This window comes from Mycobacterium sp. UNC410CL29Cvi84 (genome assembly GCF_000686745.1).
Taxonomy (GTDB): Bacteria; Actinomycetota; Actinomycetes; order Mycobacteriales; family Mycobacteriaceae; genus Mycobacterium; species Mycobacterium mucogenicum_B.
Genome location: NZ_JMLM01000007.1, coordinates 215,199 through 239,093, shown reverse-complemented (window position 1 = coordinate 239,093; position 23,895 = coordinate 215,199). Strand labels below are relative to the sequence as shown.

Annotated in this window: 28 protein-coding genes; 14 read left to right on the top strand and 14 right to left on the bottom strand. The window is 65.8% G+C overall.

The genetic code is table 11. The annotated features are described in order from the left end of the window. Positions 1-24 precede the first annotated feature (24 nt). From BR47_RS0111810 to BR47_RS0111795, 4 genes are read left to right on the top strand one after another with little or no spacing between them, the layout of a single operon-like run. A complete protein-coding gene (locus BR47_RS0111810) occupies positions 25-1,104 on the top strand; it encodes an amidohydrolase family protein (protein ID WP_020102565.1) in 1,080 nt (359 codons plus the stop codon). Between the two features lie 16 nt (positions 1,105-1,120). Then, complete coding sequence (locus tag BR47_RS0111805; RefSeq protein ID WP_020102566.1) at positions 1,121-2,263, top strand: amidohydrolase family protein; 1,143 nt, start codon at positions 1,121-1,123, stop codon at positions 2,261-2,263. A gap of 1 nt (position 2,264) precedes the next feature. Continuing rightward, positions 2,265-2,654: a Rieske (2Fe-2S) protein gene (locus BR47_RS0111800; protein WP_029119644.1), complete on the top strand. Its 390-nt coding sequence runs from the start codon at positions 2,265-2,267 to the stop codon at positions 2,652-2,654. Beyond that, positions 2,651-3,538: an alpha/beta fold hydrolase gene (locus BR47_RS0111795; protein WP_029119643.1), complete on the top strand. Its 888-nt coding sequence runs from the start codon at positions 2,651-2,653 to the stop codon at positions 3,536-3,538. The genes BR47_RS0111800 and BR47_RS0111795 overlap by 4 nt, the downstream gene beginning before the upstream one ends. 2 nt (positions 3,539-3,540) lie before the next feature. On the opposite strand, the gene BR47_RS0111790 is transcribed toward BR47_RS0111795, so the two are convergent. Next, complete coding sequence (locus tag BR47_RS0111790) at positions 3,541-4,002, bottom strand: hypothetical protein (RefSeq protein ID WP_029119642.1); 462 nt, start codon at positions 4,000-4,002, stop codon at positions 3,541-3,543. Here BR47_RS0111790 and BR47_RS0111785 point away from each other — a divergent pair. The 10 genes from BR47_RS0111785 to BR47_RS0111735 all read left to right on the top strand — a co-directional run bounded on the left by BR47_RS0111785 (position 4,001) and on the right by BR47_RS0111735 (position 13,538). Next, positions 4,001-5,272 (top strand): NADH-ubiquinone oxidoreductase-F iron-sulfur binding region domain-containing protein, encoded by a 1,272-nt coding sequence (locus tag BR47_RS0111785; RefSeq protein ID WP_029119641.1) that lies wholly within the window; start codon positions 4,001-4,003, stop codon positions 5,270-5,272. The two genes, BR47_RS0111790 and BR47_RS0111785, sit on opposite strands and share 2 nt — an antisense overlap. Beyond that, entirely contained in the window at positions 5,269-5,526 is a 258-nt protein-coding gene (locus BR47_RS30320) for a ferredoxin (RefSeq protein WP_029119640.1), read from the top strand. Before BR47_RS0111785 ends, BR47_RS30320 begins: the two co-directional genes overlap by 4 nt. A gap of 5 nt (positions 5,527-5,531) precedes the next feature. Then, a complete protein-coding gene (locus tag BR47_RS0111775) occupies positions 5,532-7,175 on the top strand; it encodes a thiolase C-terminal domain-containing protein (protein WP_177127320.1) in 1,644 nt (547 codons plus the stop codon). Then, on the top strand, positions 7,172-8,053 hold the full coding sequence (locus BR47_RS0111770; protein ID WP_029119638.1) for an alpha/beta hydrolase: 882 nt from the start codon (positions 7,172-7,174) through the stop codon (positions 8,051-8,053). The genes BR47_RS0111775 and BR47_RS0111770 overlap by 4 nt, the downstream gene beginning before the upstream one ends. Continuing rightward, positions 8,053-8,871, top strand: coding sequence for an NAD(P)-dependent oxidoreductase (locus BR47_RS0111765; RefSeq protein ID WP_029119637.1), 819 nt, complete (start codon positions 8,053-8,055; stop codon positions 8,869-8,871). Before BR47_RS0111770 ends, BR47_RS0111765 begins: the two co-directional genes overlap by 1 nt. Continuing rightward, a complete protein-coding gene (locus tag BR47_RS0111760) occupies positions 8,868-9,671 on the top strand; it encodes an NAD(P)-dependent oxidoreductase (RefSeq protein ID WP_020102575.1) in 804 nt (267 codons plus the stop codon). The genes BR47_RS0111765 and BR47_RS0111760 overlap by 4 nt, the downstream gene beginning before the upstream one ends. Further along, a complete protein-coding gene (locus BR47_RS0111755) occupies positions 9,668-10,879 on the top strand; it encodes a cytochrome P450 (protein WP_020102576.1) in 1,212 nt (403 codons plus the stop codon). Before BR47_RS0111760 ends, BR47_RS0111755 begins: the two co-directional genes overlap by 4 nt. After that, the gene (locus BR47_RS0111750) at positions 10,876-11,079 is read left to right on the top strand and encodes a ferredoxin (RefSeq protein ID WP_020102577.1); all 204 of its coding nucleotides are present in this window, start codon (positions 10,876-10,878) and stop codon (positions 11,077-11,079) included. Before BR47_RS0111755 ends, BR47_RS0111750 begins: the two co-directional genes overlap by 4 nt. A 256-nt stretch (positions 11,080-11,335) precedes the next feature. Continuing rightward, positions 11,336-12,697, top strand: a complete 1,362-nt coding sequence (locus BR47_RS30315; protein ID WP_029119636.1) for an NAD(P)H-dependent amine dehydrogenase family protein — start codon at positions 11,336-11,338, stop codon at positions 12,695-12,697. A gap of 85 nt (positions 12,698-12,782) precedes the next feature. Beyond that, on the top strand, positions 12,783-13,538 hold the full coding sequence (locus BR47_RS0111735) for an SDR family NAD(P)-dependent oxidoreductase (RefSeq protein ID WP_029119635.1): 756 nt from the start codon (positions 12,783-12,785) through the stop codon (positions 13,536-13,538). Between the two features lie 23 nt (positions 13,539-13,561). On the opposite strand, the gene BR47_RS0111730 is transcribed toward BR47_RS0111735, so the two are convergent. The 13 genes from BR47_RS0111730 to BR47_RS0111670 all read right to left on the bottom strand — a co-directional run bounded on the left by BR47_RS0111730 (position 13,562) and on the right by BR47_RS0111670 (position 23,820). Continuing rightward, on the bottom strand, positions 13,562-13,852 hold the full coding sequence (locus tag BR47_RS0111730) for a DUF1330 domain-containing protein (RefSeq protein ID WP_020102581.1): 291 nt from the start codon (positions 13,850-13,852) through the stop codon (positions 13,562-13,564). Between the two features lie 14 nt (positions 13,853-13,866). Then, positions 13,867-14,061, bottom strand: a complete 195-nt coding sequence (locus BR47_RS0111725; RefSeq protein ID WP_020102582.1) for a ferredoxin — start codon at positions 14,059-14,061, stop codon at positions 13,867-13,869. Further along, on the bottom strand, positions 14,058-15,347 hold the full coding sequence (locus BR47_RS0111720; protein WP_029119634.1) for a cytochrome P450: 1,290 nt from the start codon (positions 15,345-15,347) through the stop codon (positions 14,058-14,060). Before BR47_RS0111720 ends, BR47_RS0111725 begins: the two co-directional genes overlap by 4 nt. 93 nt (positions 15,348-15,440) lie before the next feature. Then, entirely contained in the window at positions 15,441-16,286 is an 846-nt protein-coding gene (locus tag BR47_RS0111715) for a TauD/TfdA dioxygenase family protein (RefSeq protein ID WP_020102584.1), read from the bottom strand. After that, positions 16,283-16,618 carry a hypothetical protein gene (locus BR47_RS0111710; protein ID WP_029105481.1) on the bottom strand — a complete coding sequence of 112 codons (336 nt, stop codon included), beginning with the start codon at positions 16,616-16,618 and terminating at the stop codon, positions 16,283-16,285. The genes BR47_RS0111715 and BR47_RS0111710 overlap by 4 nt, the downstream gene beginning before the upstream one ends. 2 nt (positions 16,619-16,620) lie before the next feature. Further along, positions 16,621-17,880: an aromatic ring-hydroxylating oxygenase subunit alpha gene (locus BR47_RS0111705; protein WP_020102586.1), complete on the bottom strand. Its 1,260-nt coding sequence runs from the start codon at positions 17,878-17,880 to the stop codon at positions 16,621-16,623. A gap of 39 nt (positions 17,881-17,919) precedes the next feature. After that, positions 17,920-18,663, bottom strand: a complete 744-nt coding sequence (locus BR47_RS0111700) for an SDR family NAD(P)-dependent oxidoreductase (protein WP_029119633.1) — start codon at positions 18,661-18,663, stop codon at positions 17,920-17,922. Between the two features lie 8 nt (positions 18,664-18,671). Continuing rightward, positions 18,672-19,688 (bottom strand): ferredoxin--NADP reductase, encoded by a 1,017-nt coding sequence (locus tag BR47_RS0111695; RefSeq protein ID WP_029119632.1) that lies wholly within the window; start codon positions 19,686-19,688, stop codon positions 18,672-18,674. A gap of 132 nt (positions 19,689-19,820) precedes the next feature. Next, on the bottom strand, positions 19,821-20,273 hold the full coding sequence (locus BR47_RS0111690) for a MarR family winged helix-turn-helix transcriptional regulator (RefSeq protein ID WP_029119631.1): 453 nt from the start codon (positions 20,271-20,273) through the stop codon (positions 19,821-19,823). Next, a complete protein-coding gene (locus BR47_RS0111685; RefSeq protein WP_020102590.1) occupies positions 20,273-21,532 on the bottom strand; it encodes a metal-dependent hydrolase family protein in 1,260 nt (419 codons plus the stop codon). Before BR47_RS0111685 ends, BR47_RS0111690 begins: the two co-directional genes overlap by 1 nt. After that, positions 21,529-21,858 (bottom strand): hypothetical protein, encoded by a 330-nt coding sequence (locus BR47_RS0111680; protein WP_036427166.1) that lies wholly within the window; start codon positions 21,856-21,858, stop codon positions 21,529-21,531. The genes BR47_RS0111685 and BR47_RS0111680 overlap by 4 nt, the downstream gene beginning before the upstream one ends. Positions 21,859-21,860: 2 nt before the next feature. Continuing rightward, positions 21,861-23,126 carry an aromatic ring-hydroxylating oxygenase subunit alpha gene (locus tag BR47_RS0111675; RefSeq protein WP_029119629.1) on the bottom strand — a complete coding sequence of 422 codons (1,266 nt, stop codon included), beginning with the start codon at positions 23,124-23,126 and terminating at the stop codon, positions 21,861-21,863. 91 nt (positions 23,127-23,217) lie between these two features. Further along, positions 23,218-23,820, bottom strand: a complete 603-nt coding sequence (locus tag BR47_RS0111670) for a TetR/AcrR family transcriptional regulator (RefSeq protein ID WP_029119628.1) — start codon at positions 23,818-23,820, stop codon at positions 23,218-23,220. Positions 23,821-23,895 lie beyond the last annotated feature (75 nt).

Below are 23,895 nucleotides of genomic sequence, written 5' to 3'. Positions count from 1 at the left end.
TCGAGAGCTCGGGAGGGCAGCCAAGTGATCGACCACGGCGACGGGACGCGTACCCCCGTCATCGATGCCAGCGTGCACATCTTCTTCGGATCGAACCGGGACCTGCGCGACGTGCTGCGGGAACCGTTCAAGAGCCGGGGCTTCCCGGACTACGAAATGGATTGGTACGGCGCGCCCGGCGGCGAGTACGCGTCCGGTACCGAGGGGCCTGACGGCCAGTACCCCGGCTCCGACCCCGCGGTCGTCGCCCGAGACCTGTTCGAACAGCGCGGCGTCGATGTCGCTGTGCTGCATCCGATGTCGCGCGGCGTCATGCCCGACCGTCACCTCGGCAGCGCGCTCGCCGCGGCGCACAACGAGATGCTGGTGTCACGCTGGCTGGACCACCCGGAATTCGGCGACCGCTTCCGCGGCACGATCCGCGTCAATCCCGACGACATCCCCGGCGCGCTGCGCGAGATCGAGAAGTACAAGGACCACCCCCGCGTGGTGCAGCTCGGCATTCCGCTGCAGTCGCGGGAATTGTTCGGCAAACCGCAGTTCTGGCCGTTGTGGGAAGCCGCCATCGACGCGAAGCTGCCGGTGGCCGCGCACATCGAGGTCGGCGCCGGCATCGCGTCCGCACCGACGCCGTCGGGCGTGCCGAACACCTACGAGCAGTACGTCGGCTTCATGGCGCTGAACTACCTCTATCACCTCATGAACATGATTGCCGAGGGCGTGTTCGAGCGGATGCCCGAGTTGAAGTTCGTCTGGGCCGACGGCGCCGCCGATCTGTTGACCCCGTTCATGTGGCGCATGGACTGTTTCGGCAGGCCGCACCTCGAGCAGACACCGTGGGCGCCGAAGATGCCGAGCGACTACCTGCCCGGGCACGTCTATTTCGTCCAGGGCGCGCTGGACGGCCCCGACGACGCCGAAATCGCCGGCGAATGGCTGGGTTTCACGGGCAAGGACGACATGGTGATGTATGGGTCCAGCTATCCGCACTGGCAACTCAACGACCTCACGGTGCCGAGTTCTTACAGCACTGGGCAGCGCGACAAGCTCTGCTGGCGCAATGCCGCCGACCTGTACGGCATCACGCTGCCGGTCGGCGTGTGAGGAAGGAACGATCGCAATGAGTGTGACTGTCACAGAACGCAAACCGGCCGCTGAGCGGATCGCCGTGCGGTGCGTCGATTCCGATGTCCACCCGGCCCCACGTCGGGGCGAGTTGATCCAATACATCCCCGAACCCTGGCGCACCAGGTACTTCTTGAGCCGCAATGTCGGCGAGCAGATCTACTACGACGCCCCCGACTACGCGCACACGTACGCGATGCGCGCCGACGCCTTCCCGCCGGACGGTGAATTCGCCTGCAGCGACCCCCATCTGGCTTTCCAGCAGCTGATCATGCAGGCCGGTGCCGACATCGCGATCCTCGAACCCGCCGCGTACCCGGCCCGTATCGGCGGCGCCAACCACGCGCTCAACGTGGCGCTGAACGAATGGCAGCTCCACCATTGGCTCGACAGTCACAACAACTGGCACGAACGCTGGCGCGGCTCGATCTGCGTGGCGATCGAAGAACCGCTGGCCGCGGCCGCGGAGATCGACCGGCTGGCCGGCCACCCGTTCCTGGGACAGATTCTGATCAAGGCCGAGCCGCGACCAGCTTGGGGTGATCCGAAATACGACCCGATCTGGGCCGCGGCCACCAAAGCCGACATGCCGGTGAGCTGTCACCTGTCCCGCAGCCATCACGAAGAGCTCCCCATGCCGCCGGTCGGCATGCCGAGCTACAACCACGACTTCATGGTCACCTATTCGCTGCTCGCAGCCAACCAGGTGATGAGCATGGTGTTCGACGGGCTCTTCGATCGATTCCCCACGCTGCGAATCGTTTTCGTCGAGCACGCGTTCACGTGGATCCTGCCGCTCATGTGGCGCATGGACAAGATTTATGAGGCGCGCAAGCCCTGGCTCGACATCAAGCGCAAGCCGAGCGAGTACGTCAAAGATCACATCAAGTTCACCACGCAGCCGCTGGACTACCCCGAGGACAAGACCGAACTCACCCGGGCCCTCGAGTGGATGGAGTGCGAGAAGATCCTGCTGTTCAGTTCGGACTACCCGCACTGGACCTTCGACGACCCCCGCTGGCTCGTCAAGCACCTGCCCGAGCGCGCGCGGGAAGCCGTGATGTTCCGCAACGGCATCGAGACGTACAAGCTTCCGACCACGGTGCCGGCGCTCGAGGGACAGGTCCGGGTGTTCTGAATTGACTGAGCCCAAAGAACCCCGGCTCGCGCAGGGACGCGAGCACGTCGTCGCCACTGTCGACGAAATCCCGCCAGGCACACACAAGTTGGTGCCCATCGGACGCCACGGCGTCGGCGTGTACAACGTGGGCGGCACGTTCTACGCCATCGCGAACTACTGTCCGCACGAAGGCGGTCCGTTGTGCTCGGGCCGGCCACGCGGCCGGACCATCGTCGACGACAGCGTGCCGGGCGACTCCGTGATGGTGCGCGACCTGGAGTTCATCTACTGCCCATGGCATCAGTGGGGCTTCGAATTGGCCACCGGGACAACAGCGGTGAAGCCCGAATGGAGTATCCGGACCTACCCGGTCCGGGTCATCGGCAACGAGGTGTTGGTACAGGCATGACGCAACTCAAGCGCGGCGAGAAGGCCATCGAGATCAACGGCGGCAACGTCGTCTACGAAATCCTCGGCAAAACCGGCGATTTCATCGCGCTCACGCCCGGCGGCCGGTTCAGCAAGGACATTCCGGGTCTGCGTCCGCTGGCGCAGGCCCTGGCGAAGGGCGGCTACCGGGTGCTGCTGTGGGACCGGCCCAATTGTGGCAAGTCCGATGTGCAGTTCTACGGCCAGAGCGAATCGCACATGCGCGCCGAGACCCTGTACACGCTCATCTCCAAACTGGGCATCGGGCCCTGCATCCTCGCCGGCGGATCGGGCGGGGCGCGGGATTCCATGCTCACCGCGATGCTCTATCCCGAGGTCGTCACCAAACTCGTGGTCTGGAACATCGTCGGCGGTGTCTACGGCTCGTTCGTGCTGGGCTCGTACTACATCGTGCCGAGCATCCTGGCCGTTCGCGGGGCAGGGATGAAAGGGGTTGCCCAAGTGGATGAGTGGCGTGAGCGCATCGCTGACAACCCGGCGAATGCCGCGCGCCTTCAGTCCTATGACGCTGACGAATACCTCAAACTCATGCTCCGATGGTTGAACGCGTTCGTACCCAAACCCGGCCAGACGATCCCGGGCGTCGAGGACGAGATGTTCGACAACATCACGGTGCCGACCCTGATCATCCGCGGCGGCGAGAACGACCTCGATCATCCGAAGCGGACGTCACTGGAAGTCAGCTGCCTCATCAAAGGTTCGCAACTGATCGACCCGCCGTGGCCGGAAGACGCCTGGGAACGCGCCAACGAGGCCCGGGCCGCGGGAAAGGTCAAGCACTTCAACATGTTCGACACCTGGGTGCAGGCCGCTCCGCCGATCCTGGAGTTCCTCCGCCGATGACATCACACCGGGCGGATGTGCACCTCACAATTCAGCGACGCCTCCAGCGCCGTGTGGATGCGGCTCTCCGGAATCCGTTCCAGATCGACTCGGGCCACGGTCACGGTGACGATGTCGAAGCCCTCGGAGCCGGGTTCGCGTGCCACCTCTCCGGTGATCCCGAATCGCGCCAGCACGCCGTGTGCGTCGTCATCGGTCCCACGGCTGACGTAGGTCACGACGCCGAGCCGCGGCGCGGTGCCGAACGCCTTGGCGCACAGGGCAACACCCGTATCCGGCTGGCTGCCCGCGATCAGCAGCTGCACCTGGCGGCGCCGGGGCGGCATCGCGGCGAGATCCACCTCGAGCACGTCCTGGCCGACCGCCGCGGCAAGCTCCTTGAGGGCCGCCATGCCGTCCGCTAACTGCTCAGGCGTGAGTTCACCCGCCGGATCGACATCGACCCGTACCACCGCAGTGCGCATGCCTGTCAGCCTAACGGTGGCCGCCTGGCCGGGGCTCACCCCGCGACTGCTGCGGGTCGACGACGAGACGTACGACGACTACGTAGCGGCCGGGGGCTACCGCGATCTCACCGACCCCGATCGCCTGCTCGACGAGGTGGAACGCTCGGGACTGCGCGGCCGCGGCGGCGCCGCATTCCCCATGGCGGTCAAATTGCGTTCGGTCCGCGACAACGGCCGTGGGCGCGGCGGGGCGGTCGTCGTCGCGAACGGTGAGGAGGGTGAGCCCGCGTCGATCAAAGACCGCTGGCTGTTGCGCAACCGCCCCCACCTCGTGCTGGACGGCTTACGGCTGGCGGCGGCCATGGTCGCCGCCCAGCGGACGTACGTCTACGTCTCGGACCCGGCGGCCGCGGCCAGCGTGGAAGCCGCTGTCGCGCAGCGGAACCCGGGCCCTGCCGTCGAGGTGGTCATTGTCGCGCCCGGATACGTCGCCGGCGAGGAGACCGCCGCGGTCCGCGCCATCAACGGCGGCCCGGCCAAACCCACCGACAAACCACCCCGCCCGTTCGAGCAGGGTATCGGCGCGCTGCCCACGCTCGTCAGCAATGTCGAGACCCTGGCCAACCTCCCCTACATCCAGACGCACGGCGCCGAGGACTACAGGTCCGTCGGCACCGCATCGTCACCCGGCTCATTCCTGGCGACCATCACCGGAGCCGGCCGGCCGTCTGCTCTCTATGAGTTGCCGCACGGCGTCAGATTCGCCGATGTGCTCGAACTCCATGGTGTGCCAACCGAAATGGCGACGGGTGCCCTGATGGGCGGCTACTTCGCCGGTTTGCTGGGCCCGGGTGTACTGGACGCGACGCTGGATCACGAAGCCTTGCGCGGGTTGGGCAGCGGCCTTGGCTGCGGCGCCATCTCGATCCTGAACGGTGACTGCCCCGTGGCCGTGGCCGCGTCGGTGCTGGCGTACTTCGACCGGGAGAACGCCGGGCAGTGCGGCTCGTGCTTCAACGGCACCGCGGCGATGGCGGCGGCCGCAGCGGGGCTGCGCGACGGCGTCGCGACTGCTGATGACCTTGCACGACTGCGCCGGTGGTCGCGCGAGCTGCGTGGGCGTGGCGCATGTGGAACGTTGGACGGCGCCGCCAACATCGCAGCCAGTCTCCTTGACCAATTCCCCGCCGAGGTGGCACGCCATCTGGAGACTGGTTGTCCGGCATGCCAATCCGGTGAGTTCCGCACTCTGCGGCCCTACGAAATCGAGGCGGTGATGACGGCATGAGGATCCGCCTGGACCGGACGATGTGCGACGGGTTCGGCATCTGCGCCAAGCACGCGCCGGCGTACTTCTCCCTCGACGACTGGGGGTACGCCACCCTAGTCGGTACCGGCGAAGTCCCTGAACCGGACCAGCCCGCCGTCACGCGCGCGCTCTTGGACTGCCCGGCGCACGCCATCGTGGAGATGGCCGGCGGGACAACCGAACTCAGCCCAGACACCGACACCCACGAACCAGAATGGGGAATTGTCCGTTGACCCGCATGCCGCTGCCACAGGTGACGCCCGAGAACGAGTTCTATTGGACCGCAGGGGCCGACGGCGTGCTGCGCATCACCGAATGCGAGAACTGCAACGCGCTGATCCATCCCCCGGCACCGGTCTGCCGGTACTGCCGAGAACGCAAGATGGGCACCCGCACGGTGTCCGGGCTCGCGACGCTCATCGGCTTCACACTCAACGAACGATTCAGCCTTCCCGGACTGCCGGCCCCCTATGTGGTCGCCCAAGTGGCGCTCGTCGAAGACCCGCGAGTTCGCCTGACCACCAACATCATCGACTGCGATCCCAAGCAGCTGGCACTGGGCCAACAGATGGAAGTCGTCTTCGAGCAGCACGACGACGTCTGGCTTCCGCTGTTCCGGCCGGTCGCCGACCAGCCGGCACTGGCCCCGCTGCCGGCCGACGCCATCGAACCGCAGGACTTCGCCAAACACGTCCGGCCGATGATCACCACCGACAAGTTCGAAGACAAGGCGGCCATCACCGGTGTCGGTGCCTCGCAGATGGGCCGCCGCCTGATGGTGGACCCGCTCTCGCTGACCATCGAGGCGTGCGAGAACGCCATCGCCGATGCCGGGCTGACCATCGACGACATCGACGGACTGTCCACGTGGCCGGGCGCCGGTCTCCCCGGTCCTTTCGGCGAGGGCGGGGTGACTGCGCTGGAGACCGCTCTGGGACTCAAGCCGACCTGGTACAACGGCGGTCCCGAAACATTCGGGCCCGGCGGCTCGGTGATCGCGGCCATGCTGGCCGTCGCCGGCGGATTCGCCCGCCACGTGTTGTGCTTCCGCACGCTCTGGCAGGCCACCTACGACGAACTCATGAAGCAGGGCAAGGCCGCGCCGATGGGTGGGGCCCGGACCACCAGCTGGCAGATCCCGTTCGGTGCCACGTCCGCCGCACACACGCTGGCGCAGAACGCGCAACGCCACATGCACCGCTACGGCACCACCAAGGAGACGCTCGGCTGGATTGCGCTGAACCAGCGCGCGAATGCCGCACTGAACCCGACGGCGATCTACCGCGACCCGATGACCATGGACGACTACCTCAACGCTCGGCCCATCACCACGCCGTTCGGGCTCTACGACTGCGACGTGCCGTGTGACGCGTCGATCGCGGTCATCGTGTCGGCCGTCGACGTGGCCCGCGACCTCGCCAAGCCGCCGATTCGAGTCGAAGCGGTCGGTACCCAGATCCTCGAACCGATCGAGTGGGACCAGAGCACGCTGACCCACGAGCCACAGGTGCTCGGCCAGGCCGCACACCTGTGGACCCGAACCAGCTTGACGTCCAAGGACGTCGACGTCGCCGAGCTCTACGACGGGTTCACGTTCAACTGTCTGTCCTGGATCGAGGCGCTCGGCTTCTGCGGTATCGGGGAAGCCAAGGACTTCCTGGACGGCGGCGCCAACATCGCCCGCGACGGCGTGCTACCGCTCAACACACATGGCGGTCAGTTGTCGCACGGCCGCACGCACGGCATGGGCCTGGTCCACGAGGCGATCACCCAACTGCGCGGCGAGGCGGGCGAACGACAGGTCGCGGACGCTCGCGTGGCGGTGGTCAGCAGCGGCGGCCTCACCCCCAGCGGGGTGCTCCTCCTGCGGACCGACTCATGACGGTCACCCCGCGGATCGTCCGCGTCGGCGACATCATGATGTCAGGGCTGCTCGCCGAGGCCGAAGCGCCGCGCGCCGTCATCGTCGCGGCGCACGGCGGTGGCAGCAGCGCAGCGTATTTCGATTGCCCCGGGCACCCACGACTGTCGCTGATGCGCACCGCGGCGGCGCTCGGCTACACCGTTGTCGCATTGGATCGCCCCGGATACGGGGCGTCCGACGCCTATCCCGATGCGGTCGTTCGGCCGGAACAACGGATCGCCCTGGCGTACGGTGCGGTCGACGCGATACTGGGGGCGCGCGACCGCGGCGCCGGCGTCTTCCTGCTCGGCCACTCCAACGGGTGCGAACTGGTCCTACGCATGGCCACCGACGAAAGAGCCGAGCGGCAGCAGGTTTTCGGTATCGGACTGGCCGGTACCGGACTGCGCTACCAGGATGCCGCCGTGGAGATGCTCAAGTCGGCGTCGGTCACCCACCGCCCGCCGGGGCTGCGCGAACTGCTGTGGCACCCGGCGGATCTCTATCCGCCGCTGACCAACACTCCCAATGCGCGCAGCGGCGCCCGGTACGAGGCCGCGATGGTCCAGGATTGGCCCCGCAGTGAATTCCCGGCACTGGCCGCCGAAGTCCGGCTGCCAGTGCACTTCACGGTCGCCGAGCACGAACGGGTCTGGCACTCGGACCCGGATGCCGTTGCGGAGATCAGCGGATTGTTCACCGCCGCACCGCGGATGACGGTTCATCGCCAGGTCGACACGGGCCACAACATCAGCGTTTCGGTGGGAGCCGCGGCGTACCACCTCACGGTCCTGGCGTTCATCGAGGAATGCCTGGCCAAGCAGCGCAGCACCACAGTCACATTGGAGGTCGGTTAGTGCGAGTCGGATTCATCGGTCTCGGCAGCCAGGGGGCGCCGATGGCGCGCCGCATCGTGGAGGCCGGATATCCGCTGGCGTTGTGGGCCCGGCGGGCGGCCTCCGTCGAACCGTTCGCCGACACCGCGGCCAAAGTCGTCGACACGCCCGCCGCGTTGGCTGCCATCAGCGATCTGGTCTGTGTGTGCGTGGTCGGCGACGACGACGTCCGTCAGGTGCTGAACGGTGACTCAGGCGTCTTGGCCGGACTGGCACCCGGCGGCACCGTCGCCATCCACAGCACTGTTCACCCCGACACCTGTCGCGAACTCGCCGAAACTGCGGCAGCCAAGGGCATTTCATTGCTCGATGCGCCGGTCAGCGGCGGTGGCCCCGCGGCGGCCGCCGGCCGGCTCCTGGTGATGGTCGGCGGCGACCCCGACGTCGTCGAGCGCTGTCGGCCAGTGTTCGCCACGTACGCCGAACCGGTCGTCCACCTCGGGGGTGTCGGTTCCGGCCAGGTGACCAAACTGCTGAACAACCTGCTCTTCACCGCCAATATCGCGACCGCGAAGACGACGCTGGACCTCGGCGAAGCGCTCGGTGTCTCGGTGGACCGCCTCGCCGAGGTGATCACCCAGGGCTCTGCCAACAGCTTCGCGCTCGGCCGCATCGCCCAGTTCGGCGGCAGCCTCGACATCCTCAAGTCGGTGGCCGCGGACCTACTGAAGAAGGACGTCAGCCTGATTGCCGACCTCGCCGAGGCCGCCGGCGCCACACCGGGCGCAGTGCTCGAATCCGCCGATGCTGCACTGGGTTTGATGGGCCGCACCCGGTGAGCACGGTCGGCTTCGTCGGAGCGGGGCGCATGGGCAGTGCCATGGTCCGCCGGCTCGTCGCGGCCGACGACCATGTGAATGTTCTGGCACGCTCTCCCGAGAAGAGCACCGTCATAACGGAACTCGGCGCAACACCGGTCCCCGACTTCGCCGCTGTGTGCGCCGACGCCGATGCCGTCGTCATCTGCGTCTTCACCGACCAACAGGTCCGCGAGGTCGCCGCTGCGCTGGCGTCTGATCTGCAGCCCGGCGCCGTCCTGGTCATTCACACCACCGGCAGCCCGCACACCACGGAGGCCATCGCCGCCCGCGGGGTGGACGTCGTCGATGCCGCGGTCAGCGGCGGCCCGCACGATATCGCGGCGGGCCGGCTGACGCTGTTCGTCGGCGGGTCCGACGCCGCGGTCGGGCGGGCCAAGCCGGTGCTGTCGTGTTACGGCGACCCGATCATTCACGCCGGGCCGCCGGGCGCCGGTCAGCGAGTCAAACTGATCAATAATGCACTGTTCGCCGCGCAGATCGGATTGATCAGCGCCGCAGCCGAACTCGGCGAACAGCTGGGCATTCCGGAATCGACGCTGCTGGCAGCCCTGCCCCACGCCAGCGCGGGGGGCCGCGCGCTCGACAGCGTCGCGCGGGCAGGTTCTGCCGCGTCGTTCCGCGCGGTCGTCGGCGAGTTCCTGACCAAGGATGTCGCGACGGTCCGCGCCACCGCAGCTGAGTTGGGCACCGGACTGGGCGTGCTCGACGCCGTCATCGATGTTGGCCTGGCGCCAACCGGAGGGAGCAATACCGCATGACCGCAACGAAACTCGTGTTCGACCCATTCTCCGAGGACTTCTTCAACGGGCCGTGGGATACCTACCGGCGAATGCGCGCTGAGGCACCCGTCTACTACAGCGAGGAACACGATTTCTACGCGCTGTCGCGGCACGAGGACGTCGCTCCCGCCTACCGCGACTTCGAGACCTATTCATCGGCGTACGGCGCGGATTTGGCACAGGTACGCACCGGAGTCGAGTTGCCGGGCAACATGCGGATGATCATCTTCATGGATCCGCCCGAACACCGCCACATCCGCAGTCTGCTGAACAAGGTGTTCACGCCGCGCGCGATCCAGTCACAACGCGAGATGGTCCGGGCGAAGATCGAGAAGTACCTGAACCGCCTCGACCCCAATGGATTCGATGCCGTGCAGGACTTCACCGGACCGTTCCCGGTCGAGGTGATCACCAACATGATGGGTGTCCCCGACGAACAGGCCCAACAGGTCCGGTACTGGATCGATGAATCGCTGCACCGCGAGATCGGCCAGGTCGAAACCTCGGAGCAGGGCATCCAGGCCTACCTCGACAGCGCGGCTTTCTATTTCGACCTGGCGCGCCGGCGCAAGGACGAACCCGGTGACGATTTGATCAGCCGCCTTCTCGCCGCCGAGACCGAACGCGAAGACGGGACGGTCACGAAGCTGGAGGATTACGAGATCGCCGGATTCGCCTCACTTCTGGGCGGCGCTGGCGCTGAGACGGTGACCAAGCTGGTCGGTAACGCCGTCTACCTCTTCGCCCGGTATCCGGAACAGTGGCAGAGGCTGCTGGACGATCGCGGCAAGATTCCCGCAGCCGTCGAGGAACTGCTGCGGTACGAGGCGCCGTCGCAGTACAACGTGCGTCGCAGCATGAAAGACGTGCACCTGCACGGCACGACGATTCCCGAGGGTGCGCCGGTCTTCCTGCTCGGCGGATCGGCCAACCGCGACCCCGAAGCGTGGACCGACCCTGATGCCTTCGACATCGACCGCAACCACACCGAGGCCCAGAACCTCGGATTCGGGTACGGCATCCACAGTTGTCTGGGGGCGGCACTGGCACGGATGGAGAGCGCCGTCGCACTGGAGGCCCTGCTGGACTTCATGCCGCGTTATGAAATCGACTGGGACGGTTGCAAACGCGTCCACATGCAGAACGTCATGGGCTGGCAGAACATTCCGGTGCGGGTGCTGCGGTGAGCAAAGTACACGTCGACTTCGGGCTGTGCGAGAGCAACGGCGTCTGCGAGGGCCTCATCCCCGACGTGTTCCATCTCGACGACCAGGACTACTTGCACGTCTTGCAGGACGAGGTAACCCCGGACAACCACGACCGGATCGCCGAAGCCGTTCGCCAATGTCCCCGCCAGGCCATATCGATCACGGAGGATCCCGTATGAAGCCCTACCGCGTCGTTCAGTGGACGACCGGCAACGTCGGGGCGAGTTCGGTCAAAGCCGTTGCCGCACAACAGGTCGGCTCCCGGAATTGAAGCCGCCGTCCTCTTGGGGCAGGGCATCGCTTCAGTCGACAACCCGGGGTACTCGCGGCTCCGCGGCCTCAGCCTGGCTCGTCCTCGGAGCCCGGCCGCTGGTCTTACACCCTCATCCGCGCCAGATCCTGGAGCACTGAATGACTTCTCCCCCAATCCGTCTGGTGCAGTGGACGACCGGCAACGTCTCGCGCGAAGCGGTCAAGGGCATCCTCGAACGCCCCAGCCTTGAACTCGTCGGTGTCTTCGCCTATAGCGCTGACAAGGTCGGGAGGGACCTCGGCGAGCTGTGCGGGCTCGACCGCACACTCGGCATCGCGGCGACCAATCGCATCGAGGACATCGTTGCGCTGCAGCCGGACTGCGTCGTCTACATGCCGTTGCACCCTGAAATCGAACATCTGGAGACGCTGCTTCGAGCGGGCATCAACGTCGCGACGACTGCGCACTTCATGACCGGCCGTGCCTATGGCGAGGAGGCGCGAGCGCGGCTCGAGGCCGCCGCCGTGGAAGGTGGTGCCAGCATGTTTGGCAGCGGCATCAATCCCGGATACATGCAGCATCTGGCGTCGGTCGCGACCAACGTGTGCCGTACCGCCAGCTACGTCAGAATCCTTGAGTCGTTCGACATCGGGCCTTGGGCCGGGGACGCGAACCAGGACGAGCTGGGCTGGGGGCGTGCTGCGGGTGACCCGAACCACGCGGCGGACATCAAGCACGCCACCATCCCGTTTGGCGACGCCTGCGAGGCCCTGGCCGAGTTGCTAGACGTCTCCGTCGACGGAATTCGGTGCGATGTGGAGTTCACCTACGCAGGCAAAGATCTCGATATCCCCGGACGTGACGTTCGCGCAGGCACCGTCGCAGGAGTCTACGCACGCTGGATCGGCTCAGCGGGCGGTCTCGATGTCGTGGAGACCGCGGTGAAGTGGACTATCACCGCGGACCTCGTCCCAGCATGGGACATCACGATGGACTACGAAATCGAGATCCGCGGCCACCCCAACGTCACCCTCCGCGCCGGAGTGTTACCCGAGTTCGGCTCGATGACGATGGACGAGATGGTCGGCATCGGTTCAGTGATCACGGCGATGCCCGTTGTTAACGCCATCCCGGCCGTCGTCGCGGCGCGGCCCGGCATCGTCGGTTACTCCGACCTTCCAGCCGTCGGGACCCGTCTGATACCGGCCTCGCCGCCTGCACAGAGTGCTGCGGTCCCGCCACCCTCGCGTCCACATTTCACGCGCCAATCGACCCTGCAGGAACTCACCGCCTCGCCGGTCGGGCGGCTGCTGAACCGAATCGTCGCCAGGCAGGCCAAGAAGACTGCCACCACCGACCGTGACGTTGCGATGTTCGTCGGCATGGCCGCATACCAGAGCATTGAGCAGTTGGTCTTGATGAGCGACGGCAAGATGTCCTGGCCGGTCGCGGACTCGATCATCGATCTGGCGAACGGTCAACCCCATCGTATCGCTGGGCGCGCCGTCGCCGGGGTCCGGAAACGATGGCGAGCAACCTCGTAAACGACCCCGGGGAGTTTCGATGTCGCGCCGGTATCGCCACCTACAATGACCTGCCACTGACCTTGCCCCGCATGAAAGGCCTTGCATGAAAGAAGGATTCGAGGAAAAGGTTGCTCTGATCACCGGCGCGGGCTCGGGCATCGGACGCGCCACCGCCCTGGCATTCGCCAAGGCGGGTGCCCGCGTCGTCGCCACCGACATCAACGGTGATGCGGCCGGCGAAACCGCAGCCTTGATCGGTGACGCGGCCATCGCCATCGCCGCGGATATCGCCGACGAGGAGTCCGTGGCGCGTGCGGTGACCGCGGCCCTCGACGCCTACGGCCATATCGACGTGCTGTCCAACAACGCGGGCGTCATCGACACCATGGCGCTACCGGCCGATACCACGCTCGCCGAATGGGACCGGGTCATCCGGATCAACCTGACCGGCACCTTCATCGTGACGCATGCGGTACTCCCCCACATGCTCGGCCGGCAGCGCGGCGTCATCGTCAACACCAGCTCGGCCGCCGGCGTGCGCGGTGGATCGGCGGGCGCCGCGTACACCGCCTCCAAGCATGGCGTCATCGGATTGACCCGAAACATCGCCTGGTCCTACGCCAAGGACGGGATCAGGTGCAATGCGATCCTGCCCGGCCCCACGTTGACCGGAATCACCGGCAGCATAAGCGGATTCGACGAGACCGGTCAGGCCCGACTGACGCCCATCATCTCTGCCGCGCCCAACATCGCCCTGCCGGAGCAGATGGCCGACGTGATCGTCTTCCTGGCCTCCGACGCCGCCGCGTTCGTCAACGGCGCAATCGTGGCAGCCGACGGCGGGTGGTCAGCGGGCTGAGGCCCGCTGAGTGTCAGGCCCCGTCAGGCCCCGAAGCCCGACAGGATCACGGCGTTGCAATCCGCGGCGGACTGGCGGACCTTGGCCGCCGCCTGGTAGGCGTCGGATTCGTACCAAGCTCGGGCGGCATCCACCGACTCGAACTCCAGCACGACGGTCTGGTTGCCGTGCCAGCTACCCTCGAGCACCTGGGGATTCTGGTCCACCGACACGATGGTGGCCGACGACATCGCCTTGCCGGCCAGCTTGGCGTACTCCGCCATGCCGGCGGGGTCCTTGACGTCCTCGGTGAGGATCACATATCCCTTGGCCACTCGAATCTCCTTGACTAGTCGTTCGTTTCGACGATTGCTTGTTCCGGACAGTTCGTCATGGCATCGCGAACCGCGTCCTCGAGGCCGGGGCCGATCTCCGAGGGGTCGGCGACCGCATAACCGTCGTCAGTCATACTGAAGACATCTGGGCACAACGTCAGGCACATGCCGTGCCCGCGGCACCGATCCTCATCGACAACAACCTTCATGACGCGCTCCCGGCCGGATCGAATTCGAGATGGAGGTCGATGATGCCACGCAGGATGTAGGTCGGAATGTATTGGTACCGGCGATTTCCCGCCGGTCCGTGGTGGGCCTCGGAGATTCTGATATCCGATGTCCGGTCGAGGAGCCGCTCCAGCGCCACGCGGGTCTCGGCCCGCGCCAGCGGCGCACCCGGGCAGCTGTGGATACCGCGGCCGAAGGCGAGGTGTTGACGCGCGTTCTTGCGTTCGGCGTCGAAGGTGTCGGGATCCTCGAAGCGTCGCGGATCCCGGTTGGCCGCACCATTGATCACCATCAGCGTGCAGCCCGCACCGATCGCCTCGTCACCGATCGTGGTCGGCACACGCGAGAGCCGGAAGTCGCCCTTAACCGGACTTTCGATGCGTAGGCACTCCTCGATGAAGTTCGGCAGCAGGCTGCGATCCGCGCGGAGCTTGGCCTGCATGTCGGGTTGCTCGCCGATAACCTTCAGCGCCGTGCTGAGCAGTCGGACGGTGGTCTCCTGCCCGGCCGAGAACACATTCGTGGCCACGCGCACCACGTCGTCCACCGTCGGCATGGTGCCGTCGGGGAAGGTCGCGGTCGCCAGGCCCGTCAGCACGTCGTCGCGGGGTTCGCGGCGGCGGTCTTCGACGTAGACCGCGAAGGCCTCGTAGAGATACTCGAAAGGCGTTTTGGAGAGCGTCTTTTCGTCGGTACTACCGAGCCCGCCCCCATGGGTGCCCTTCGCGAGGCGCTCGAGCAGTTCGGGGCAATCCTCATCGGGAACCCCGAGGAGGTCCGCGATGACGCGCAGCGTGAACGGCCCGGCGAACCCCTTGATGAACTCGCCCGCGCCGGGCGCCAGGAACTCACCCAGCATGTCGTCGGCGATCCGCCACATCGCGTCCTCGTTCTCCTTGAGGCGCTTGGGGGTGATCAGCCGCATCAGCAGGGCGCGGTGATTGGTGTGCGTCGGCGGATCGAGCGTGGGCAGCTGGTCGCTGTAGGGAATCTCGTCACGGTGCTTCTCGATGAGCTCGCTGACATCGTCACCGTCGAGCGGTACCGGGAAGCCCGGGAACGGGCCCGTCACCGAGATGCACGACGAGAACGTGTCGGCGTCGTTGTAGACATCGACCGCTTCCTGCCAGCCGGTGACCATCGTGACGCCGTAGTGCTCTTCACGGGTCACCGGGCACTTGTTGCGCAGGGCCTCGTAAAACGGGTACGGGTCGTCGGTCAGCCGATCATCCCGGAAGAAATCGACCGCGGTGAGGTCTTCCGACACGCGTCCTCCATTCGAAGCAGGCTCAGATGAGAATGTGATTCTCATCTTTGATGATTACATTTCCACAGTGATCCGCCGACGTCAATCGGCCGATCACTGGATCGGCTCGTCCCCCAGAACGGTCGTCCGCAGCATCTCCCGCGGCGAATCCGGGTCGTAGGGGGCGGCACGGTGCAGCACCCCGCGGTTGTCCCAGATGACGGTGTCCCCCACCGACCACGTGTGGCTGTACACCTTGTCCGCGGCAGTGGCCCGCTCCAGCAGTTCGGCGAGCAGCGCGCGTCCCTCGTCCGGCTCCATGCCGACGATGTAGTCCGCCGACGCACCAAGAACGAGTGACTTGCGTCCGGAACGGTGCGTCCAGACCAGCGGATGCTCGTGCGTCCGCCGCGACCGCCACACGGCGAGCTGTTCAGGCGACGGATCGGGTGTGACGCGGCGTTGCGATGCCTCGAGCGAATGCACCACCCGCAGCTGCCCGTACCGCTCCCGTTCGTCGTCGGTCAGTCCGTCATATGCGCCATAGGAATTCGCAAACTCGGTCTCGCCGCCGGACGCCGCCACCGCGACTGCCGAAAGCACGGTCGCCTGCTGCGGGCAGGTGTCCTCGATGGGTGTGCAGCCGTCGATGTGCCAATCGAACGTCGCCCGCAGATACGCCGCCGAGGCGTTCTTGGACGTGTCGAGCGTGATCGGGTAGATGCCCGCAACGGAATGGTGTCCGTCCGACGAGTGATCGACATGCCCGAGCCGGCGGCAGAACGCGACCTGCTGCTGCGGCTCGAGCCACAGTCCCGGGAAGACCAGTACGCCGTTGTCCTCCAAGGCATCCAGCACTGCCGCGGCGAGCGCATCGTCGGCGGCCAGCCGTTCGGCATCGATGCCGGACACTTCCGCCCCGACCGATGACGTGAGCTTGTTGATGGTCAGGACACTCACGGCACCGGCGCCCCGATGCGATTCATGACGGCATCGGCGGAGTCGGCGGGCTTCTGGGTGCCGAAGATCTCGACGGCCATCGACACCATGATCATCGAGTAGATGAGGTGCAGCAGGTTGAGCGCGTCATCCGGCAGGTCGTCGAGGCCGAACTTGTCGCAGTAGTCGATGGCTTCTTCGAAGCGTGGCGTGAACGCGTCGTAGAACTCCCGAATCTCGGTCATCGGCGTGTTCAGGCGCATTTCCCAGCGTTCGGGTTCGGTTGCCAGGCACCACTTCTCGGCGAACGGCTCGAACTCGGCGAAGGCGCTCGGCAGCTTGGTTTCCGCCACGATCACACCCCCACCGGGGCCCGCTGGGCCTTGTACTGCTCGACCCAGTCGACCGAAACCTTGTGCAGATGCCGGACCAGGATCTCCTGATCGGACAGCGGGTAGTCGTCGACGACGTCGTACTCCAGCGCCGCCTGGGTGCCGCCGAGCATGCCGGCGTCTTGGAGCGCAAACTCTTTGAGCACCACCGAGGCGACTTCGTGCTCGATGCGCTCGCGCACCGTGCGTGCCGGATGAAAGGCGTTGTACGCCTCGAACTTATGGGTGTTGTGCGACGTCGGCCAGTAGCGGTACAGCAGATACCAGCCGTGGTAGATCAGGATTTCCAGGTTGGGGAAGATCTGGAAGTTCGTGATGCCCCACGGTTCGATACCACCCGGGTTGAGGCCCGCCGAGAAATGGGTCTCCGGGGTACGCCACGGGCCGACCAGGCCACTGCGGGTGATCCGCTCGACGGGGTACATGTAGTCGGGATCGAGCTTCCAGCGGCGGGTACCGGCGGTCGACACCAGGCGGTGCGGCCCGTCGATCTGGAAGTGCCCGCACTCGAAGGAGGCGTTGGGTTGACGCACCGCGCTCGGCACCTGCTGGGAGTGCAGCGACGGTACGTGGTAGTACTCCTGGAACGCGTCGGCGAAGATCTTCCAGTTGCTGTTGTTCTCCGCGGCGAAGTCGTACCGCTCGGTCATCGCCCCGAACGGGTAGTCGTCGAGTGCGGTGATCATCGGGCCGAGGAACTCCCGCAGGCTCCACTGCGGCTCGGGATCGAAGTTGATGAAGATGAAGCCGTTCCACACATCGCAGTGCACGGGCTTGAGGCCATATCGCGAGCTGTCGAGCCCGAAGAACTCGCCCTCCTGCTGCACGAACGTCAGGTCGCCCTTGAGGTCGTAGCGCCAGCCGTGGTACTTGCAGGTGAACTGCCGGCACCCGCCCTTGGTCTCCTCGTTCGGAAAGTCGTTCCACACCAGCTTGTTTCCGCGGTGGCGGCAGATGTTGTAGAAGGCGCGGATCTGTTCGTCCTTGCCCTTCACCACGATCACCGAGGTCCTGGCAGCGTCGATCTCCTTGGTGAAGTAGCTGCCGACCCGGGGCACCTCCTCGATCCGTCCGACATTGAGCCACGCGCGTTTGAAGACCGCTTCGCGCTCGAGTTCGTAGAACTCCGGCGAGATCGAATCGCGGAACGAAATCGGCCCGGTGCCGAGTTCGGGATAGTGCTCGGTCCAGCTGCCTTCCGCGGGCTTGGGCCACTTAGCCATGAACTCCTCCTCGAAGTTGTTCGGTCACATCGCTTCCCGTCACATCACGGCCCCGCCGTTGACACCGAGGGTCTGCCCGGTGATGAAGCCGGCCTCCGACGAGCACAGGAACCCGACGGCCGCTGCGATGTCGTCGCCGGTGCCGAGGTGGCCAACCGGGATACTGGCCGCCATCTGCTCGTTGGGCGGTAGATTGCCCGCCGCCTGCGACTGGTGCTGCATGGGCGTCTCGATGCCCGACGGCGGTACGTTGTTCACCGTGATCCCCGCCGGACCATATTCGCGGGCAAGTGATTTCGTCAGCGAGAGCAACGCGCCTTTTGACGCGGCGTAATGCGCCATCCCCGGCGACCCGCGCTGCGCGCTGGACGACGAGATCATCACGATGCGACCCCACCCGGCCGCGAGCATGTCGGGTATCGCGACCTGACAGCAGTGGAACGTACCGGTCAGATTGACGTCGATCAGCCGCTGCCACGAATCCAGGCTGATGTCGGTGAAAGCCGCGAAGTCCACCACGCCGGCACTGGTGACCAGGATGTGCACGGGCCCGAACTCGCTGCGCACCTTGGCGAAGGCGTCTTCCACAGAGACGCGGTCGCTGACGTCGGCGGCGATCCCGACTGCCTCCACCCCGTCGGCGCGCAGATTTTCCGCAACCCGCTGTGCCGCTTCCCCGTTGAGGTCGAGGACGGCGACCTTGTGCCCCCGCCGCCCCAATTCATGGCAGGTCGCTTCCCCCATACCCGACGCACCGCCGGTCACCACAGCCACGCGTGTCATGCGCACTCCTACTCGTAAACCACTCGAACGGTCCTGCTGGTCGGCAGGGACTGGCAGGTCAGCACCCAGCCGTCGGCGACCTCGTCGTCGTCGAGGGCATCGTTGTTGAGCATGTGCGCACTGCCTTCGACGATGCGCGCCATACACGTTCCGCAGGAACCGGTTTCGCACGACGACGGCGCCCGCAGACCCGCGATGCGGGCCGTCTGCAGCAGCGTGTTGCCCGCCCGGTATTCCACCGTCGTCTTGCGGCGGTCGAGTTCGATGGTGACTTCCTCGGTTACCGACGCAGCCGTCTCCTCGGCCGATACCGTCGCAACCTCGAAGCGCTCCAGGTGAATCCGGCTCCGTGGCGTCCCGGTCTGCATGACCGCGGATTCCACTGCGTCCATGAACGGTCCGGGTCCGCAGATGTAGTACTCCGCGTCGCCCGCCTCGGCAATGAAGGACGCGATGGCCTCCGGTTGCACGATGCCGTCGACATCGTCGAAGTGGTGCCGCACTGTCAGCCGGTCGGGATGGGACTCTGCCAGTGCGGCAAGGGAATCGGCGAAGATCACCGAGTCGCTGCTGCGATTGGCATAGAACAACCGGATGCGGCGCGCGGTTCCTGCCAGCGCGGCCCCGATGAGAGAGTGGATCGGCGTGATCCCGCTGCCACCGGCGAAGGCGACGAGGTCACGCTCCCCGTCGCCCAGCACGAAGCGTCCTTCCGGCGGCGCGGCTTCGATGTGACCGCCGACCTCAGCGCTGTCGTTCAGCCAGTTTGAGACCAGCCCGCTGCCGTCACGTTTGATCGTGATCTGCAGGTCGTCGCCGTTATGGGGCGACGACGACATCGAGTAGCACCGGCGGTGCTGATCGCCGCCCAGCTGCACCCGCAGGGTCAGGAATTGCCCTGCCTGGTAACGGAATCGGGGCGCGCAGTCCTCGGGGATGTCGAGAACCAGCGACACGGCGTCGCCGGTTTCCCGCACCACCCGCTTGATGCGTAGTGACGCGAAGTCGTCCACAAGATCGGCCATCCCCTCGACAGTATCAAGTACTTGTCATTGATATCAAGTGATTGATATTGACTTGTTGACTCTGCACTTACGGCGTACCCCACTCGCACTTTTACGCCCTGCGTACAGGGTCAACGGCAGGGCCGGGGACCGTCAGTCGCCGACGTGATCGTCGATCAACTTGTGTCCGGTGCCCTGCTCGACGACGCGTGTGAGCAGCCGCTTGAGGGTCTCCTGCTCCTCGGCGGTGAGCACACCGAACACCGCTTCGTGCGCCTCGACTGCGTCGCTGACGACCGCGGCAGCGGTCTTGCGTCCCTGCTCGGTCAGGAAGGCCTGGAGGATGCGGGCATGCTGCGGATCCGGCTTGCGTTGCACCAGCCCGCGATCCTCGAGCGCCTTGAGCGCCAACTGCACACCCTGCGGGGTGATGAGCAGCCGGCGCGCCAGGTCGGCGCCGGACAGTCCCGGCTCATTGGCGAGTTGGCGCAGCACACCGATCTGCGCGGTACTGACGCCGTGACTACTGACGGCTTCGTTCACTGATGTCAGTGAGAAGTAGAACGCCTGCTTGAGATGCCAGAGGAGGTTCTCGTCCAGGTCCACTACGCACCTCCATCGACCTGCTTGTAGATCTGCCCCGCTTTCATCACGAAGCGCACGTCCAGCGTACTGGCGATATCGCTGGATACGTCCCCGGGCACGGCCACGATGTCCGCAAGGTAGCCGGGGGCGAGGCGCCCGAGTTCGTCGTCGGCGTCGATGAGTTCGGCGCTCGTGACGGTCGCGGCCCGGATGGCCTGCATCGGCGTCATGCCGCGCGAGACGAGCGCGCAGAGCTCTTTCGCGTTCTGCCCGTGCGGCACTGCCGGCGCATCGGTTCCGCAGGCGATGCGCACTCCGGCCGCGATGGCCTTGGGCAACATCGCCTGTGCCTGCGGAAACACGACCTCGGCTTTCTTGCGCAGCTCGGGCGCGATGCGGTCGATCGCCATCGCCTCGGTGAGGTAGGTCGTCGACACCAGGAATGTGCCCGTGTCGGCCATCAGCTTGATGGTGTCGTCGCTCGCCAGGAAGCCGTGTTCGATGCAGTCGATGCCGGCGCGAATGCAGGCCCGAATAGCGCTGTCCCCCACCGCGTGTGCGGCCACCCGCACGCCGGCGCGGTGCGCCTCGTCGGCGATCGCGGCGAACTCGTCGTCGGAATACTGCTGGGCACCCGGAGCCGTGCTGTGCGACATCACGCCACCGGAAGCCGACACCTTGATCAGCTTGGCGCCGTGCCGGACCTGATAGCGCACGCAGGCGCGGACCTCGTCGACGCCGTTGGCGATGCCCTCCCCGACGGACAGCGGCATGATGCCCGGCGCCAGGCGCTGGAACACCGTCGGATCGAGGTGACCTCCGTACGGCGTCACGGCGTGCCCGGCCGGGTAGATCCGGGGCCCGACGTGCCAGCCCTGCTCGATCGCCCGCATGAGAGCGACGTCCAGCAGGTAGCCGCCGGTCTTGACCATCAGCCCGAGGTTGCGCACGGTGGTGAACCCGGCGTCCAGCGTGGTGCGGGCGTTGACGGCGCCGCGCAGTGTCCGATACGCCGGATCGTCCTGCACGCCGTGCATCGGACTGGGCAGCCCTTCCGGCCCACCGGGTCCACCGATGAGCAGGTTGAGCTCCATGTCCATCAAGCCGGGCAGTAGCGTCACATCGCCGAGATCGATGACGGTGGCCGAATCCGGCACGGGTTCAACCGGATTGACGGCCTTGATGCGGTCGCCCTCGACCACGACGACTGCAGGCGACCGAACTTCGCCGGTGTCTACATCGGCCCAGCGGGCGGCTCGCAGGACAGTGAGTGCCGTCATGGCACCGGTTCGTAAACACAGTCGAGCTTTGTGGCGCCGGAGTCGGGAACCCGCGGCTGCTTCCAGCACTCGATGGGGAACGACACCATGATCATGGAGTACAGCAGGTGCATGAGGTTCAGGACATCCTCAGGCATGTCGTCGAGGCTGAACTTGTCGCAGAACGCGATCGCGTCCTCTGCCCGCGGCGTGATCGCGTCGTAGAACGCCTGCATCTGGGCCATCGAACTGTCGAGCCGCTTGGCATACCGCTGGGCTTCCGTCGGCAGGCACCACTCGGAAAACGGCTCCAGGTCGGCGAATTCGGCCGGCAATGTCACGGTCATGATCACACCTCCGCCGTCTTGCGCTGGTAGTCCTCGATCCAGGCGGCGGTCTCGTGGTGCAGGTGGCGGATCAGCACCTCCTGGTCACACAGCAGGAATTCGTTGACGGTGCGGGACTCGATCATCGACTGCGTGGCCTCCAATGTGTTGGCGTCCTGCAGGCCGTACTCCTTGAACGTCACCGCCGCGAGCTCCTGTCCGATGCGCTCGCGCGGACTGCGCGCCGGCGGGAAATACAGCGTGCATTCGAAGGTGTGGGTGTTGTACGACGTCGGCCAGTAGTGGTAGGTGAGGTACCAGCCCTGCCCCCAGAACAGCACGACGAAGTTGGGGAACAACTGGAACGAATCCAGGCCCCACGGATCGCATTTCGCCGGATTCAGGCCGACGGGCATCTCCCCCAGGTCGGGTGAATCCCACGGCCCGAACAGTCCGCTCTGGCAGATGTCCTCCATGGGCTTGCGCATCTCGGCGCCCATCTCCCACACCCGCACCCCGGAAGTGCTGACGAGCCGGTGCGGTCCGTCGATGCGGTAGTGCGGCGCCTCGAAACCGGCCTGCGCCGCGGCCTTCGAATAGTTGGTCGGCGACTGGTTCGCATGCAGCACGGGCGCGTGGTAGAACTCCTGGAACGCGTCCATGTACAGCTTCCAATTCGCTTTGACCTCAGAGCGATACGTGAACTTCGAGGTCAGCTTCTCGAACGGATAGCCCTCCAGCCCCAGGATCATCGGGCCGAGGAAGTCGCGCAGCGACTGCTCGGGCTCGAGTGCGAAGTTGACGAAGATGAACCCCTCCCAGACGTCGCAGTGCACGGGCACCAGGCCGTACCGCTCCTTGTCGAGGTCGAAGAACTCACCCTCCTGCTGCACGAACGTCAGGTTGCCGTCGAGGTCGTAACGCCAGGCGTGGTACTTGCAGGTGAACTGCTTGCAGAAGCCCTTCGTCTCCTCCAGCGGCATGTCGTTCCACACCAGCTTGTTGCCCCGGTGCCGGCAGATGTTGTGAAACGCCTTCACCTCGCCGGCATTGTTGCGCACCACGATGATCGAGGTGCCGACCACCTTGAGCTCTTTGGTGAAGTAGCTGCCCTTGCGCGGAAGTTGTTCGACGCGACCGACATTCAGCCACGCCCGCTTGAACACCGCCTTGCGTTCAATCTCGAACTGCTCGGGACTGATCGAGTCCTCGTACGACACCGGGTCGGTGCCCAGCCGCGGATAGTGTTCGGTCCAACTGCCCTCGGGCGGCTTGGGAAACCGAGCCATGACGCACTCCTCATCGACGTGCCTACACAGGCGACGGTATCCGTCGCGCGCGCCAATGACAAGTAGTTGATATTCATGTCGCCGGGGTTCTTCAGGCGAACTTGATCGCCGAGACGTACATGTCGACGACCGGCCGGAACAGGTCGACGCCGTCGAGCTCATTGCTCAAGACGATGGCATCGCTGGTGGCCAGCAGAATCTGCGCGAACGTCGACGCGGGTATCAGCAGCGTCCCGCCCAGCCGGTCGACGCCCTCGACGATGAAACCCGCCAATGCCTCGACGACCTCGGATCGCCTGGCCGCCACACGGTCTCGCACTTCAGGGTTGCGCAGCAGATAGAGCGTGAACTCGTAACCCAGCGCAGCGTGTTCGGCGCCGCGGCCACGACTCAGCTCGAGCCAGCGCTCGGCGATCTCATCCCGCTCATGCGACCCGACGCGCTCCGACCGCGACATCACTTCGGTGAATTTGTCGAAGTACTGGCGCCAGTAGCGGTCATTGACCGCGAGGAACAGGTCTTCCTTGGTGGCGAAATGCTTGTAGATGGCGCCCTTGGTGTAGCCGGCGACGGATGCGATCTCGTCGAGAGTCGCTGGCGTGAAGCCCTTTTCAGCGAAGACATCCTCAGCTGCATCCAGCAGCAGCGAACGCGTGTGTTCCAGTCGCCGCTCCCGCGTCCAACGCTCCACCATGGAAAAATTCTGCCACAGAATCCAAGATTCCCCTTGGAAACTGAGATACCGATGGGTATCTTCGAGACAACACGA

Bases quoted from the DNA above. Each gene is read 5' to 3' on its own strand.
- BR47_RS0111680 (WP_036427166.1), bottom strand. From the start codon at position 21,858: ATGACCGTGACATTGCCGGCCGAATTCGCCGACCTGGAGCCGTTTTCC.
- BR47_RS0111675 (WP_029119629.1), bottom strand. From the start codon at position 23,126: ATGGCTCGGTTTCCCAAGCCGCCCGAGGGCAGTTGGACCGAACACTAT.
- BR47_RS0111790 (WP_029119642.1), bottom strand. From the start codon at position 4,002: ATGCGCACTGCGGTGGTACGGGTCGATGTCGATCCGGCGGGTGAACTC.
- BR47_RS0111685 (WP_020102590.1), bottom strand. From the start codon at position 21,532: ATGACGGCACTCACTGTCCTGCGAGCCGCCCGCTGGGCCGATGTAGAC.
- BR47_RS0111785 (WP_029119641.1), top strand. From the start codon at position 4,001: ATGCCTGTCAGCCTAACGGTGGCCGCCTGGCCGGGGCTCACCCCGCGA.
- BR47_RS0111700 (WP_029119633.1), bottom strand. From the start codon at position 18,663: ATGACACGCGTGGCTGTGGTGACCGGCGGTGCGTCGGGTATGGGGGAA.
- BR47_RS30320 (WP_029119640.1), top strand. From the start codon at position 5,269: ATGAGGATCCGCCTGGACCGGACGATGTGCGACGGGTTCGGCATCTGC.
- BR47_RS0111705 (WP_020102586.1), bottom strand. From the start codon at position 17,880: ATGGCTAAGTGGCCCAAGCCCGCGGAAGGCAGCTGGACCGAGCACTAT.
- BR47_RS0111770 (WP_029119638.1), top strand. From the start codon at position 7,172: ATGACGGTCACCCCGCGGATCGTCCGCGTCGGCGACATCATGATGTCA.
- BR47_RS0111735 (WP_029119635.1), top strand. From the start codon at position 12,783: ATGAAAGAAGGATTCGAGGAAAAGGTTGCTCTGATCACCGGCGCGGGC.
- BR47_RS0111805 (WP_020102566.1), top strand. From the start codon at position 1,121: ATGAGTGTGACTGTCACAGAACGCAAACCGGCCGCTGAGCGGATCGCC.
- BR47_RS0111695 (WP_029119632.1), bottom strand. From the start codon at position 19,688: ATGGCCGATCTTGTGGACGACTTCGCGTCACTACGCATCAAGCGGGTG.
- BR47_RS0111725 (WP_020102582.1), bottom strand. From the start codon at position 14,061: ATGAAGGTTGTTGTCGATGAGGATCGGTGCCGCGGGCACGGCATGTGC.
- BR47_RS0111795 (WP_029119643.1), top strand. From the start codon at position 2,651: ATGACGCAACTCAAGCGCGGCGAGAAGGCCATCGAGATCAACGGCGGC.
- BR47_RS0111670 (WP_029119628.1), bottom strand. From the start codon at position 23,820: ATGGTGGAGCGTTGGACGCGGGAGCGGCGACTGGAACACACGCGTTCG.
- BR47_RS0111775 (WP_177127320.1), top strand. From the start codon at position 5,532: ATGCCGCTGCCACAGGTGACGCCCGAGAACGAGTTCTATTGGACCGCA.
- BR47_RS0111755 (WP_020102576.1), top strand. From the start codon at position 9,668: ATGACCGCAACGAAACTCGTGTTCGACCCATTCTCCGAGGACTTCTTC.